The sequence below is a fragment of the Dactylosporangium sp. CA-233914 genome, assembly GCF_050942935.1.
Taxonomy (GTDB): Bacteria; Actinomycetota; Actinomycetes; order Mycobacteriales; family Micromonosporaceae; genus Dactylosporangium.
In genome coordinates this window covers 971,449-984,873 of sequence record NZ_CP192030.1, presented here as the reverse complement: position 1 = coordinate 984,873, position 13,425 = coordinate 971,449, and the positions used below count along the sequence as shown (strand labels likewise).

Sequence of the window (13,425 nt, the reverse complement as noted above, 5' to 3'; positions counted from 1 at the left end):
ATGCGAAAACCTACCGGCCCTGGTTGGCCACCGCGGCGGCTGCTTCCTTGGCCGCCTCCGGGTCCAGATACGTGCCGCCGGCCGTGATCGGCTTGAGCTCGGCGTCGAGGTCGTAGCGCAGCGGGATGCCCGTCGGGATGTTGAGCTTGGCGATCGCCTCGTCGGAGATGCCGTCGAGGTGCTTGACGAGCGCGCGCAGCGAGTTGCCGTGCGCCGCGACCAGCACCGTCTTGCCGCCCAGCAGCTGGGGGACGATCTGGTCGTACCAGTACGGCAGCATCCGCGCCACGACGTCCTTGAGGCACTCCGTCTTCGGCCGCAGCTCCGGCGGCAGCGCCGCGTAGCGCGCGTCGCCCGCCTGCGAGAACTCGTCGTCGTCGGCGATGGGCGGCGGGGGCGTGTCGTAGGAGCGGCGCCAGAGCATGAACTGCTCCTCGCCGAACTCCTCCAGCGTCTGCTTCTTGTTCTTGCCCTGCAGGGCGCCGTAGTGCCGCTCGTTGAGCCGCCAGCTGCGCTGGACCGGGATCCAGTGCCGGTCGGCGGTGTGCAGGGCGATCTCGCTGGTGCGGATGGCACGGCGCAGCACTGACGTGTGCACCACATCCGGCAGGAGACCGGAATCACGGATCAGCTCGCCGCCCCGACGGGCCTCGGCCTCTCCCTGGGCGCTGAGGTCCACGTCGACCCAGCCGGTGAACAGGTTCTTGGCGTTCCACTCGCTCTCACCGTGCCGCAAGAGCACCAGTGTCCCGACTTCGCTCATTCGTCCTCCGCTTCGCTACGGCCGCCTGAGCCAGACCGTGCCGATGATGAGCGGCCCCTCCGCTTCGCTGCGGACCGCTCATGAACCCATCCTCCCGCACCGAATCCCTTCGACATCACACGGTCCCGGGTGTAAGGAGGCCGGGCCCAGCCAGTCATTACGGGGAAACGACGGCTGCCGAGCAACACCGCGCCGTGGCTCGGCCGCCTCGACGCCGGCCTCGCCGCCCTGGTCGAGGAAGGCCTGATTAAGATCCAACTGTAAGGGGTCCTAACAGAACTGGAGCTGACGCTCGTGCGCAACTGGTACCGGTCCACCATCGGCGGGCTCCCGGGGCTCTACTGGTACCTCTGGACCGGCATGCTGATCAATCGCATCGGCGGCTTCGTCGCGCTGGTCCTCTCCCTCTACCTCACCGCCGACCGGCACCTGACCATCCCCGTGGCGGGCCTGGTGGTGGGCGCCTACGGCGTCGGGGGCGTCGCGGGTGTACTGCTGGGAGGCGTCCTGGCCGATCGGTGGGGCCGCCGCCCGACCCTGCTGCTCGCGCACTTCGGCGCCGTGGTGGTGCTCTGCGGCCTGATCTTCGCCCGGCCGATCCCGCTCATCGCCGTGCTCGCCGCGCTGCTCGGCGTCATGCACTCGATGCCGGGCCCGGCGTTCGTGGCGGCCATCGTCGACGTGACCCCGGCCGGCGATCGCAGCCGCGCGTTCAACCTGCAGTTCTGGGCGTTCAACCTGGGCATGGCGGTCGCGTCGGTCCTCGCCGGGGCGCTCGCCGAGGTGAGCTTCGCGCTGCTGTTCGCCGTGGACGCGAGCGGCACCCTGGTCACGGCCCTGCTGATCCTGTGGAAGGTGCACGAGACGCGCCCGGCCCGTCATCCGGTGGCGACCACGGCCCCGGGCGGGCTGCACACCGCGCTGACCGACCGCGCCTACATGCTGTTCGTCGGGCTGTCGCTGCTGCTGGCGGTGCTCAGCACGCAGACGTCGACGATCCTGCCGCTGGCCATCACCGGCGACGGGCTGCGGCCGTCGGTGTACGGCTCCGTGGTGGCGTACGCCGCCCTGCTCATCGTCGTCGGCCAGCTCTTCGTGCCCCGGCTCATCGGCCGCTGGCGCAAGGGCACCGCGCTCGCCGTCGCCAACGTCCTGCTCGGCCTGGGCTTCGCCGCCGTCTCCCTCGCCGACGGGGTGCTGGGCTACCTCGCCGCCGCGACGATCTGGACCGCCGGCTCGATGATCGCCGCCCCGCCGAACGCCGCGGTCATCGCCGAGCTGTCCCCGGAGGCGCTGCGGGGCCGCTACCAGAGCGTGTTCTACCTCACCTTCCCGGCCGCCGGCTTCATCGCGCCCGCGGCCGGCGGGGTGAGCCTTTCGTACCTCGGCGACTGGCACTGGGTCGTGTGCGGCGGGCTGGGCCTGCTCGCCGCGGCCGGACACCTGCTGATCCAGCCGGCCCGCGAACGCCGGGTGGCGACCGAGCTCAAGGCCGAAAGGTTTACGGTGCCCGTGGCCGGGTAGTCGCGACGCTCCCACCACGGCAGGAGGCGGCAGTTGGACGGCTACGGCTTGTCGGCGACGCTGGAGCCCGAGGCATCGGACACCGTCGTCATCCGGCTCGCGGGCGAGCTGGACCTGGCCACGCGGGAGCAGGTGACCGAGGCGGTCCAGGCGGTGTTGCCCGTGTTCCGCCCCGACGCCCTGGTCCTCGACCTCGCCGCGGTGACGGTGCTGGACTCGGCGGGGATCGGGGCGCTGGTCGGCTGCTGGAAGCTGGCGGCGGGGTTCGGGTGCACGCTGCGGCTGTGCAACCCCCGCCCGCTCGCCTACGCCCAGCTGGAGATCACCGGCCTGCTGGACGTCTTCGCCCTCCCCCGCAACTGAGCGTCGCCGGAGATGTCGTCACAGGGTGCCGTCGTACTTGGCGGCGCCGCTGGCCGTGCCGTCCGCGCGCAGGCGGGAGCGGGCCGCCGTGTCGCCGTAGAGGCCGTAGCGGAACAGGTCCAGCATCGATTTGCTCACCGCCGCCGCGGCCGGGGTCGTGCCCCACAGCGCCGCGCCGTGGTCGCCGCCGAGCAGGGTCAGGAGGCCCTTCGGCCACGCGCAGCTGTCGTAGAGCGATTTTCCGCTGCTGTACGGCACCGTCGCGTCGGCATCGCCGTGGATGAACAGCACCGGGGTCGCCGCGCCCGAGAACTTGCCGCCCATCGAGCCGCCCGCGACGATCACCGCGCCCTTGATCCGCCCGTCGCGGCCGGAGCCCGACAGCAGGCCCGCGGTCGTGTAGCCGCCCGCCGAGTGGCCGGCCGCGCCGACGTGGGCCGGGTCGAGGTGCCCGGCGAGCGGGGAGCCGGACTGGGCGTCGAGCTTGAGCACCTCGGTGATGACGGCCGAGGCGTCGGCGGGCTGGTTGGCCATGTCGTTCTGGTTGAACGGGTTCGCCTTGTCGTTGGTGAACGGGTAGGCGGGCGCGGCGACGACGAAGCCGGCGGCCGCGATCTTCTGGGTCACGCCGGAGTACCCCTCGGGCGAGCCGTGCAGGCCGTGGCTCCACAGGACGAGCGGGAAGCGACCGGCGGACTTCGGATACCACACCACGGTGCGCAGCGTCCGGCCCGCGCGCGTGACCGTGAACGTGGTGCTGGCCACCGTGAACGTCTGCGTCGGCGCCTTGCCCGAGTTCGCGGCCGGAGCCGTCGTCGTCGCCCGGGCCGCGGCGGTCGGGCTCGCCCCACCGGCGGCGGCCAGAGCGTCCGTTCCGGAGGCGTCCGCGAAACTTTCAGCGGAACTCTCGGCGGGTGACGCGGCGCCGGAAGCCTCGGCGGAGACGTCGGCCGCCCTGTCGCCACAGCCCGCGACTCCACCGAGCGCGGCCAGCAGAACAGCGGCCGTCAACAGACGCCTGCGCATGCGAGGAAATTACGGGCATCGAGCCCCGGCCGTCTTTACGCCCGCCTTAAGTTTCGCGGCGGAAAGAAGACCCGCACCGGCGGCAAGCGGGTGACGTGCACCCCCAGTCCACGACACCCGCTCTTACTGCGGCGCAGAAGGCCGCGCGTTGCCGCCGGTTGGCGGTGACACGCCCCGCCCGGACATGTCACCGCGAGTGGGCCTTTCGGCCCGAACACCCCCGTCGCTCCCCAACTTCAGGAATCGCCGGATCCGTCAACGACGGTACGCGGCCGTGGAATCGACCGACAAGTAAACGGGCTGTCGGCTCGCTCACACAACCGAAATAATCGAAGTCAATCGAAATGCTGGAACCTCGGCCAGAGGTCAGCCCAGCTGCCCAATGGATTCCGGCAGACGTACACCCGAGCCGTTTGCTCCTCGTTATCCACGCCGTAACCATTGTCGAGCGAAACTTTCCGCTCGCACGAGCCGAACACCCCCAGGCGGTCCGGGTTGCCCTGATAGACGAAGATCACGACGGTCGCGGACTCGGGCGGCGGGCCGAGGTACCAGAGCTCGTTCTGTCCACTGTAGACATCCGGCAGGCCGAGCGGCTTGCCGTAGCGGTCGAGCGAGCCCGCCTCGCCGTAGTTGCCCGTGAGCAGCACCGCACGGCCGCGGTCCTCGGGCGGCAGCGCGTCGTACACCCCCTTGACCTGCGCCACATAGCGGTGCCAGCCGATCTCGTCGGCGATGCCCTGGTTGATCGCCGGGATCGGGGTCCGGCCGATGACGCCGACCGGCAGCACGGGCAGCGACATGACGATCGCCACCCCGCAGTTGACGATCACGGCCGCGCCGAGCAGCCACCGGCGGGCGGCCCCCGCGGCGACCCAGCGCTCCGCCGCCACCGCACCGATCGCGAAGAGCCCGGCGAGCAGGCCCAAGCTGTAGTACGGCTGGCCGGCGACCGCGAACAGCAGCACCAGCATGAGCGGGTACGCGACCGCGAACGCGCGGATCGGGCGCAGCTCGGGCCGGCGCAGCAGCGTCACGATCCCGGCGACCCACACCGGGACGAAGAACGGGCCGAGCCAGGCCAGCTGCAGCGGCAGCAGCGTGATGCGCGCGTCGTCGCCCTTGTTCTCGGCGAGGGCGCCGGCCATCGAGAGCTGGGGAAAATCGTTCGCGATCTGGTACAGCAGGTTGGGCAGTCCCACCACGACGGCGATCCCGGCCCCGGCCCAAAGCCACGGCGACAGCAGCACCCGGCGCGGCCCGGCGATCAGCAGCCCGGCCGCGAAGGTCAGCAGGAGCAGGATCACCAGGTGCTTGTTGTACAGCGCCAGGCCGGCGAAGAGGCCGGCCCACAGGAAGGACCGTCGCGAATCGCGGAGCAGGGCGCGGATCAGGAACAGGATCACCAGCAACCACATGACCAGGTCCGGCGCGGCGGTGATGGTGATGTGCCCGGCCGTGAGCGGGAACGTGGTCAGCACCCCGGCCGCGGCCAGCGACTGGGCGAGCGCGCCGCCGCCGATCTCGCGGGCCACGAGCGCGAGCAGGATCGCCGCGCCCGCGATGAAGAGCAGCCCGGGAATCCGGATCGCCCACACGGTGTCCCCGAACAGCTCGACGCACGCGCGGATCATGAGCGGAGTGAACGGGGGCTGGTCGACGTAGCCCCATTTCGGGTGCGCTCCGACCATGCGGAAATACAGCTCGTCACGGTGGTAGTCGTATCGCGCGATGGTGAGCAGCAGCGCCAGCGCCGCCCCGCCGGCGATCGAGCCGACGGGCTTCCACGCCACCGGAGGTCTCGGGATCATACCCCGAGATCGTAGCTAAGCCGGTCGATTCACGAAGTCCGTGAACGCCCGGAGGTTGTCCAGGGGCTCGCCGCGCTTGACCCGCCACTGCCACTCGCGGCGGATCGCCGAGCCGAAGCCGATCTCCAGCATCGGGTCGAAGCTCTCGTCGGCGTACGTCAGCACCGCCCCCAGCAGCCGGTCGAGCTCCTCCTCGGTGACGGCGTGCAGCGGGAGCTTCCCCATGAGGTACACGTCGCCGGCCGTGTCGATGCTGAAGGCCACGCCGTACATGCGGGAGTTGCGCTGCAGCAGCCACTCCCAGAGGGCCTCGCGGTTCTCGTCGGGGTGGCGCATGACGAACGCCTCGACGCGCAGCGCGTGCTCGCCCACGATCAGGTTGCAGTTCGTCTTCTGCTTGTGGGTGCCGGGGAGGGTCACGACGTACGAGTGCTCCCCGGTCTTCTCCCACGCGATCTCGCGCTCGGCCGCGACCTTCTCGATGAGATCCGAGATGCCGGATTTATCGGTCATGCCGCCACCGCCTCCCGGTGGAACTCCAGCGCGCCGCGATACGCGGCCAGCAGGCCCCCGGCCGTATGGGCCCAGGAGAACTCGCGCGCGTGCCGCACCGCGCCCAGCGACAGCGCGGCCCGCCGGGCCGGCTCGGCCAGCAGCGGGCCGAGCACCGCCGCCCAGTCGGCCGGGTTGTGCGTGTCGACCAGCACCCCGGACACGCCGTCGCGGACCGCGGTCACCAGGCCGCCGACGGCCGCGGCGACGACCGGTGTGCCGCACGCCTGCGCCTCGAGCGCGACCAGCCCGAACGACTCGTTGTAGCTGGGCACCGCGACGACGTCCACCGCGCGGAACAGCTCGGCGAGCGCGTCGCGCGGCTGCGGGGGCAGGAACCGCACGATGTCGGCGATGCCGAGGCCCCGGGCGAGGTCCATGAGCGCCGTCGGCCGGTCCAGCCCGGAGCCGCTGGGGCCGCCGCAGATCACCACGAGCAGCTTCGGGTCCTGGGCGTGCAGCTTCGCCGCGGCGCGCAGCAGGACGTCGGGGGCCTTGAGCGGCTGGATGCGCCCGGCGAAGGCGACGATCCGGGCGTCGGCGGGCAGGCCGAAGCGCTCGCGGGCGGCGACCTTGCGGTGCGGGCGCGGCGCGAACCGGTCGAGGTCCACGCCGGGCGGGACCACGGTGACCTTGCGAGGGTCCGCGCGGTACAGCTCGATGAGGTCCTCGGCCTCGGCCGGGGTGTTGGCGACCAGGCCTTCGGCCGCGGCCACGACCTGCTCCTCGCCGATCACGCGGGCCATCGGCTCGGGCTTGTCCCCGTCGGCCAGCAGCTGGTTCTTGACCTTGGCGAGCGTGTGCGCGGTGTGCACCAGCGGCACGCCCCACCGGTCCTTGGCGAGCCAGCCGACCTGACCGGAGAGCCAGTAGTGGGAGTGCACGAGGTCGTACCACCCGTAGGGCCGGGCCGCCTCGGCGCGCAGCACCCCGCCGGTGAACGCGCACAGCTGGGCGGGCAGGTCCTCCTTCGCCAGCCCCTCGAACGGCCCGGCGACGACGTGGCGGACGAGCACGCCGGGGGCCATCTCGACCACGGGCGGCAGCTCGCTGTTCGTGGCGCGGGTGAAGATCTCGACCTCGACGCCCGCCCGCGCGAGCCGCTCGGCCACCTCGACGATGTACACGTTCATGCCGCCGGCGTCGCCGGTGCCCGGCTGGTCGAGCGGCGAGGTGTGTACTGAGAGGGTTGCGACGCGCCGCGGGAGGGTACGGCGGGACTGCGGGGTATGGCCGTGCAGCGAGTCGACCCGCGCCACGTCGTGCTCCTGTCTGTTGCCGACTGGTTACATCTTCCCAACCGTCCATGTTCCCTCGCCGACGGCCGTCTACCCACCGTTGCGTTGGTCACTGCGCCGCGGCCGACTTCGTGCAGGATGGCCACATGTCTACTCGTATCGCCGTCGTCACCGGCGCCTCCAGCGGCATCGGGGCCGCCACCGCCCGCCGGCTGGACGCCGAGGGCTTCCACGTCGTCGCCGTCGCCCGCCGGGAGGACCGGCTCAAGGACCTCGTCGGCTCGCTGCGCTCGGCGACCGCGGTCGTGGCCGACGTGACCTCCGACGCGTCCGTCGCCGACCTCGCCGGAGCGGTCGCGGCCCTGCGGGACGAGACGGACGGACTGGTCGAGCTGCTGGTCAACAACGCCGGCGGGGCGATCGGCGCCGAGCCGGTCGAGGACGCCGACCTCGCCGACTGGCAGTGGATGTTCGACGTCAACGTGCTCGGCACGGTCCGGGTGACCAAGGCGCTGCTACCGCTGCTGGAGCGGTCCCGCCGGGCCACCGTCGTCGTGCTGGGCTCGACCGCGGGGCTGATCGTGTACGAGGGCGGCGGTGGATACACGGCGGCCAAGCACGCCCAGACCGCGGTCGCCGAGACGCTGCGCCTGGAGCTCAACGGCCGCCCGATCCGGGTCGTGGAGATCGACCCCGGCATGGTGAAGACGGACGAGTTCGCGCTCAAGCGATACGAGGGCGACGGGGAGAAGGCCGCCGCGGTCTACGCCGGCGTCGCCGAGCCCCTGGTCGCCGACGACATCGCCGACTGCGTCGCCTGGGTCGCGACCCGCCCGCACCACGTCAACATCGACCGGCTCGTGGTCCGCCCGCTCGCCCAGGCCGCCCAGCACAAGGTCCACCGGGTGCTGTGAAGCCCGTCGGGTCGGTCACACGGGGCACCACCAACCCCAACCGCCTGCGCCGGGTCGACAACTGGATCGCCGCGACGCTCGGCGGGGTGCTCCGCCGGGCGCCGGACCCGCTGGTGGTCGACCTCGGCTACGGCGCCTCGCCGATCACCGCGATCGAGCTGCACGCCCGGCTCGGCGTCCCGGTCGTCGGCCTGGAGATCGACCCCGACCGGGTGGCCGCCGCCCGCCCCTTCGAGACGGACGGGCTGAGCTTCCGCCTGGGCGGCTTCGAGCTGGCCGGCCTGCGCCCGACGCTGGTGCGCGCCTTCAACGTCCTGCGGCAGTACGACGAGGCCGACGTCCCGGCCGCCTGGGCCGCGATGACCGCGACCGGCGCGCTGCTGGTCGAGGGCACCTGCGACGAGCTGGGCCGGCTCGCGTCCTGGGTGCTGGTCTCCCCCGCCGGCCCGCGCACGCTGACGCTGGCCAGCCGGCTGGCGACGCTCGACACACCGGGCACGCTGGCCGAGCGGCTGCCGAAGGCCCTCATCCACCACAACGTCCCCGGCGAACGCGTTCACGCCCTGCTGGCCGACCTCGACGCCGGTTGGCGCGCCGCGGCGCCCCTGTCCGTCTTCGGCCCGCGCCAACGCTGGCGCGCCGCCGTGGAGGCGGCTCGTTCGGCCGGGTGGCGAGTCCTGGATCGACCGGCGCGCTGGCGCCTCGGCGAAATCACCGTGCCCTACGCATCCGTCGCCCCCTAAAGCGCGCAGTTCACGAGAACCGGCTCCGGGTGCAGCGTCACGCCGAAGCGGGCCTCGACCCCGGCGCGGATCTCGCGGGCCAGGTCCAGCAATGCCTTCGTGGTGCCCGTGCCGCGGTTGGTCAGGGCGAGCGTGTGCTTGCCGGACAGGGCGACCCCCGCGGCCGGGTTGCCGTGGCCCTTGCCGAACCCGGCCCGCTCGATCAGCCACGCCGCGCTGAGCTTCACCGCGTCGCCGGCCGGCCACGACGGCGGGGTGCCGAACTCGGCGGCGAGCTGCCGGACCCGCTCGAAGTCGGCGGCCGGCACGACCGGGTTGGTGAAGAAGGAGCCCACGGAGTACGTGTCCGGGTCGGCCGGGTCGAGCACCATGCCCTTGCCGGCCCGCAGCTTCAGCACCGCCGAGCGGACCTCCTCCAGGGGCGCCGTCGCGCCCGGCTCGACCCCGAGGACCCGGGCCAGCTCGGCGTAGGCGATCGGGGTCGACTCGCCCGAGACCTTCAGGCGGAACGTGACCGACAGCACCACATGGCGGGCGTTGTGCTTGAAGATGCTCGTGCGGTACGCGAACCCGCACGCGGCCGCCGGAATCGTCACGACGTCGTCGCGCTCGCGGTCGTAGGCACGCACCTCGGTGATGGTCTCGGCGACCTCCTGCCCGTACGCCCCCACGTTCTGGATCGGCGTCGCGCCGGCCGAGCCCGGGATGCCCGACAGCGACTCGATGCCCGACCAGCCGCTCGACACGGCCGTCGCGACCGCCTCGTCCCACGGGTGCCCGGCGGCCACCGTCAGGGTGACCACGCCGTCGTGAATCTCGCTGCGCAGCCCGCGCCGGCGCAGCAGCACGACCGTGCCCGGGAACCCCTCGTCGGCGACGACGACATTGCTGCCCCCGGCGAGGATGAGCTGGTCGCCGCCCGATCTCAGGGCGGCGAGCGTCTCCTCCTCCGTGGTCGCCTCGATCAGGCGGCCGGCCGGGCCGCCGAGGCGCAGGGTCGTGAACGCGGCGAGCGTGGCGGGTTCAGGCACGGCACCAGAGTAAGCGTTGCCCTAATCTTGTTGCCTATGAGCAAGCCTCAGCTCACCAAGGACGTCTGGCTCGGCGCGCTGCGCACCGAGGGCGACGCGTTGCGCACCGCGCTTTCCGGCACGCCGCTCGACGCGCCGGTGCCGAGTTGTCCGGGTTGGAGCCTGGCGGACCTCGCGTGGCATCTGAGCCTGGTGTATTCGTATGTCACCGGCCACGTCTCCCGCGGCGTCCTCGACAAGCCGGAGGACCGCTCGACCGCCTCGCTGCCCGAGGGTGTCGACGCCGCGACGGCGTGGACGGACGCCTTCACCGAGCTCGTGGCGACCCTCGACGCCGTCGACCCGGAGCTGCCGGCCTGGAACTTCGCGCCCCAGGCGAAGAAGGCCGCGTTCTGGCACCGGCGCATGGCCCACGAGACGATGATCCACCGCTGGGACGCGCAGATGGCCGGTGGCCTGGCCGAGCCGATCGAGCCCCGCCTCGCCAGCGACAACGTCACCGAGGTCCTCGACACCTGGATCCCGTCCGGGCGCCGCAGCGGCCCGACCGACCGGGCCGGCATGATCGCGCTGCACGCGACCGACGTCGACCAGGTCTGGTATGTCCGGCTCCGCGGTGCCGGCATCGCGCTGCTGGACACCGACACGCTGCTCGACTCCGACGACCACCACGAGCGCGCGACGGCCAGCGGCAGCGCGAGCGACCTGGCCCTGGCGCTGTGGGGCCGCGTCCCGTTCGAGACCCTGCTGGTGACCGGCGACGCGACGCTGCTGCGGGGCCTGCTCGCCTAACGCACCGGGTCCGGGACTGGCCGGTCCTCGATGTTCAGCCCGAGCACCCGGCGGGTCATCAGCGTCGCACCGCTCACCGCGGCCGGCACCACGATGATCGCCGCGACCGGGACCAGCAGGACGAGGAAGACCGGGATGCCGAAGCCGAGCGCCATGGCCCGGTTGGCCCGCAGCAGCTTACGCCGGTCGGCCAGGCGCAGGCCGCGGCGGTTGAACGGGATGCCGGTCAGCTCGACGGTGATGAGCCAGCCGCCGACGATCGCGTTGAGCACCGGCACGACCGTCTGCCCGATCACCGGGACGAACCCGAGCAGGAACAGCGGGATCGCCAGCACGATGCCCAGGGCGATCAGGCGGACGGAGTCCACGAGGTTGGGCCAGAGGGTGCGGTACCACGGAAGGTCCACGGCCCCCGGGGTGCCGCCGAGCCCCTCCTCGATCCTCTCCGAGATGACCTCGTAGAACGGGTCGCCGATGAGCAGCGTGATCGCGGTGAACGTCAGCGCCGAGATGAGCGCCGCCACCACCAGGATCCCGGCCCCGGCGCCGAACTCGACCAGCCCGCGCCAGAAGTCCGACCAGTCGTCGGCGAACCAGGTGACAGCCGAGGCGATCTCGTCGATGTAGATGATGAGGAAGATCCAGGCGGTCACGAACAATGCGCACGTGATGACCGCCGGGATCGCCCCGAGCAGCAGGAGCCGGGGGTTCCGGCCGTATCGCGCGAAGCCCCTGCCCAGCAGCCGCAGCCCCAGCAGGAACTCGGACCCGGTCGTCTTCAGCTGACCCACGGCATTGCAGCCTACTCAGGCGCCGCCAGCCAGGCCGTGCCGGTACGCGTACGCCACCGCCTGCGCCCGGTCCCGGGCATCGATCTTGGCGAACAGGTGGTTGACGTGGCTCTTCACCGTGCCCTCGCTGATGTACAGCCGCCGCGCGATCTCGCCGTTGGACAGCCCGGCCGCGATCAGCTTGAGCACCTCGGCCTCCCGCGGGGTCAGCACGTCCGGCGCCTCCTGCGGCGGCCCGGTCTCGGTCAGCGCGTTGAGCACGTGGTGCTGCACGGCCGGGTCGATCGCCGCGCCGTCCTGCAGCACCCGCCGCATGGCCTCGCGGATCTGCTCGCCGCCGGCGTCCTTGGTGAGGTATCCCCTGGCCCCGGCCCGCAGCGCCTCCAGCACCGAGCGGTCGTCCGAGTACGTCGTGAGCGCGATCACCCGCACGTCCGGCGCCCGCTGCCGAAGCCGCCGCGTCGCCTCGACGCCGTCGCACCGCGGCATGCGCAGGTCCATCAGCACGACGTCGGGGCGCAGCCGCTCGGCGAGCTCGACCGCCTCGGCCCCGTCGCCCGCCGCGCCGACGACATCGATGCCGGGCAGCAGCCCGAGCACGAGCGCGAGCCCTTCCCGCACGACCCGCTGGTCGTCCGCGACCAGGACCCGGATCACGCCGGCAGCTCCAGGGCCACGCGGAAGCCCGTCGGGGCCGGCCCGGCGCGCAGCGCCCCGCCCAGCAGCTCGGCCCGCTCGCGCATCCCGGTCAGCCCGTAGCCCACGCCTTCGTTCGGGATCGTCGTGCCATCGTTTTCGATGATCAGCTCGACGGTGGCCGGCTGGTACGACAGGTGGACCGCGACGCGGGTCGGCGCGGCGTGCTTGGCGGCGTTGGTGAGGGCCTCCTGCGCGACCCGGTACACGGCCAGGCGCTGCGGGGACGGAAGCGGCCGCTCGTCGCCCTCGACGCTGAGCTCGCACGGGATGCCGTGGTCGCGGGCGAACGCCTCGGTCAGCTCGGCCAGGCTCGGCAGCTCGTCGTCGCGCAGCAGGCCGATCGCGCGGCGGGCCTCGTCCAGGCCGGCCCGGCCGAGCTGCTGGGCGCGCTCCAGGGCGGCGGGCAGGCGCGGGTCGTCCGGGGTGCGCACGGCGAGCATGCGGGCGCCCTCCAGCTGCAGCATCAGGCCCGACAGCGAGTGGGCCAGCACGTCGTGCATCTCGCGGGCCAGGCGCTGCCGTTCGCCGAGCCGCGCCGCCTCGGCCTGGGCGGCGCGGCCCCGCTCGAGCTCCTCGACGAGCTGCTCGGCCTGCTCATTGGCCTCGCCCAGGCGGATCGCGAAGACCAGCATGCCGTAGAAGGCGCCGACCATGACCGCGTCGAGGAGCGCGTCGGTCAGCGGCCCGTTGCGGGCCGACGTCACGGCCACGGCGAGCAGGATCAGGGCCACGACGGTGATCGGGATCGACACGTGCCCGCGCAGCAGCGGGGCCAGGAACGACACGCCCACGAAGATGCCCGCGACCGCGGCGCCGTCCGGCTGCAGCCACACCAGCCCGGCCGCCGCGCCGAGCAGGCCGGCCACGACGACGATGTGCGCCCTGGTGCACTGGCGGCCGAGTGTCACCAGGGCACCCACGCCGAAGATGACGAACGCGGCCAGGGCCAGCGCCACCGGGCGCCCCTCGCCGGACAGCGCCGGGCGCGGGTGCGTGGTGCACGCCGACCAGACCACCACGGCCATGATCAGCGGGGCCAGGGGGCGCAGCCAGCGCACGACGGCGGCGCGCTGGGCGCGGCCCGCGTCCAGGGTGGCCAGCGCATTCGTGCTCACACCGCCTATTGAACCCGCATCGGGCGCCGCTTTCATCTAACCGTGGGTGGAGATCGCGGCTCT

At 72.5% G+C, this 13,425-nt stretch carries 14 protein-coding genes; 5 read left to right on the top strand and 9 right to left on the bottom strand.

Going from position 1 to position 13,425, the window contains the following annotated elements; genetic code table 11:
• Window positions 1-10 precede the first annotated feature (10 nt).
• Window positions 11-763 (bottom strand): phosphoglyceromutase, encoded by a 753-nt coding sequence (locus ACQPY0_RS04520; RefSeq protein WP_432985090.1) that lies wholly within the window; start codon window positions 761-763, stop codon window positions 11-13.
• 294 nt (window positions 764-1,057) lie between these two features.
• On the opposite strand from ACQPY0_RS04520, the gene ACQPY0_RS04515 reads away from it, so the two are divergent.
• Together ACQPY0_RS04515 and ACQPY0_RS04510 are read left to right on the top strand one after the other, a co-directional pair.
• Window positions 1,058-2,287 carry an MFS transporter gene (locus tag ACQPY0_RS04515; RefSeq protein ID WP_432985088.1) on the top strand — a complete coding sequence of 410 codons (1,230 nt, stop codon included), beginning with the start codon at window positions 1,058-1,060 and terminating at the stop codon, window positions 2,285-2,287.
• Window positions 2,288-2,320: 33 nt separating this feature from the next.
• On the top strand, window positions 2,321-2,650 hold the full coding sequence (locus ACQPY0_RS04510) for an STAS domain-containing protein (protein WP_432985085.1): 330 nt from the start codon (window positions 2,321-2,323) through the stop codon (window positions 2,648-2,650).
• Window positions 2,651-2,668: 18 nt separating this feature from the next.
• Here ACQPY0_RS04510 and ACQPY0_RS04505 read toward each other — a convergent pair whose 3' ends face one another.
• The 4 genes from ACQPY0_RS04505 to mshA all read right to left on the bottom strand — a co-directional run bounded on the left by ACQPY0_RS04505 (window position 2,669) and on the right by mshA (window position 7,298).
• Window positions 2,669-3,676, bottom strand: coding sequence for an alpha/beta hydrolase family protein (locus tag ACQPY0_RS04505; protein ID WP_432985082.1), 1,008 nt, complete (start codon window positions 3,674-3,676; stop codon window positions 2,669-2,671).
• A 335-nt stretch (window positions 3,677-4,011) separates the two neighbouring features.
• Window positions 4,012-5,487, bottom strand: coding sequence for an ArnT family glycosyltransferase (locus ACQPY0_RS04500; RefSeq protein WP_432985080.1), 1,476 nt, complete (start codon window positions 5,485-5,487; stop codon window positions 4,012-4,014).
• Window positions 5,488-5,502: 15 nt separating this feature from the next.
• Window positions 5,503-6,000: a YbjN domain-containing protein gene (locus tag ACQPY0_RS04495; RefSeq protein WP_432985077.1), complete on the bottom strand. Its 498-nt coding sequence runs from the start codon at window positions 5,998-6,000 to the stop codon at window positions 5,503-5,505.
• On the bottom strand, window positions 5,997-7,298 hold the full coding sequence (gene mshA, locus ACQPY0_RS04490; RefSeq protein WP_432985074.1) for a D-inositol-3-phosphate glycosyltransferase: 1,302 nt from the start codon (window positions 7,296-7,298) through the stop codon (window positions 5,997-5,999). Before mshA ends, ACQPY0_RS04495 begins: the two co-directional genes overlap by 4 nt.
• A gap of 125 nt (window positions 7,299-7,423) precedes the next feature.
• Between mshA and ACQPY0_RS04485 the strand changes: the two genes are divergently transcribed.
• Window positions 7,424-8,191 (top strand): SDR family oxidoreductase, encoded by a 768-nt coding sequence (locus ACQPY0_RS04485; RefSeq protein WP_432985071.1) that lies wholly within the window; start codon window positions 7,424-7,426, stop codon window positions 8,189-8,191.
• On the top strand, window positions 8,188-8,934 hold the full coding sequence (locus ACQPY0_RS04480; protein ID WP_432985068.1) for a class I SAM-dependent methyltransferase: 747 nt from the start codon (window positions 8,188-8,190) through the stop codon (window positions 8,932-8,934). The genes ACQPY0_RS04485 and ACQPY0_RS04480 overlap by 4 nt, the downstream gene beginning before the upstream one ends.
• Here ACQPY0_RS04480 and ACQPY0_RS04475 read toward each other — a convergent pair.
• Window positions 8,931-9,965, bottom strand: a complete 1,035-nt coding sequence (locus ACQPY0_RS04475) for a UDP-N-acetylmuramate dehydrogenase (RefSeq protein ID WP_432985065.1) — start codon at window positions 9,963-9,965, stop codon at window positions 8,931-8,933. The two genes, ACQPY0_RS04480 and ACQPY0_RS04475, sit on opposite strands and share 4 nt — an antisense overlap.
• 36 nt (window positions 9,966-10,001) lie before the next feature.
• On the opposite strand from ACQPY0_RS04475, the gene ACQPY0_RS04470 reads away from it, so the two are divergent.
• Window positions 10,002-10,757 (top strand): maleylpyruvate isomerase family mycothiol-dependent enzyme, encoded by a 756-nt coding sequence (locus tag ACQPY0_RS04470; RefSeq protein ID WP_432985062.1) that lies wholly within the window; start codon window positions 10,002-10,004, stop codon window positions 10,755-10,757.
• Here the strand turns inward: ACQPY0_RS04470 and ACQPY0_RS04465 are convergent.
• Genes ACQPY0_RS04465 through ACQPY0_RS04455 form a run of 3 tightly spaced genes read right to left on the bottom strand, consistent with a single transcriptional unit; the run spans window position 10,754 to window position 13,362 of the window.
• Complete coding sequence (locus ACQPY0_RS04465; RefSeq protein ID WP_432985059.1) at window positions 10,754-11,548, bottom strand: EI24 domain-containing protein; 795 nt, start codon at window positions 11,546-11,548, stop codon at window positions 10,754-10,756. The two genes, ACQPY0_RS04470 and ACQPY0_RS04465, sit on opposite strands and share 4 nt — an antisense overlap.
• Before the next feature lie 15 nt (window positions 11,549-11,563).
• Entirely contained in the window at window positions 11,564-12,205 is a 642-nt protein-coding gene (locus ACQPY0_RS04460) for a response regulator (RefSeq protein WP_432985056.1), read from the bottom strand.
• Window positions 12,202-13,362, bottom strand: coding sequence for a sensor histidine kinase (locus tag ACQPY0_RS04455; protein WP_432985053.1), 1,161 nt, complete (start codon window positions 13,360-13,362; stop codon window positions 12,202-12,204). The genes ACQPY0_RS04460 and ACQPY0_RS04455 overlap by 4 nt, the downstream gene beginning before the upstream one ends.
• Window positions 13,363-13,425: the final 63 nt, after the last annotated feature.

What these genes read in the sequence shown, in the direction of transcription:
- ACQPY0_RS04520 (WP_432985090.1), bottom strand. Translation starts at nt 763, where the DNA reads ATGAGCGAAGTCGGGACACTGGTGCTCTTGCGGCACGGTGAGAGCGAG.
- ACQPY0_RS04505 (WP_432985082.1), bottom strand. Translation starts at nt 3,676, where the DNA reads ATGCGCAGGCGTCTGTTGACGGCCGCTGTTCTGCTGGCCGCGCTCGGT.
- ACQPY0_RS04500 (WP_432985080.1), bottom strand. Translation starts at nt 5,487, where the DNA reads ATGATCCCGAGACCTCCGGTGGCGTGGAAGCCCGTCGGCTCGATCGCC.
- ACQPY0_RS04495 (WP_432985077.1), bottom strand. Translation starts at nt 6,000, where the DNA reads ATGACCGATAAATCCGGCATCTCGGATCTCATCGAGAAGGTCGCGGCC.
- ACQPY0_RS04485 (WP_432985071.1), top strand. Translation starts at nt 7,424, where the DNA reads ATGTCTACTCGTATCGCCGTCGTCACCGGCGCCTCCAGCGGCATCGGG.
- ACQPY0_RS04470 (WP_432985062.1), top strand. Translation starts at nt 10,002, where the DNA reads ATGAGCAAGCCTCAGCTCACCAAGGACGTCTGGCTCGGCGCGCTGCGC.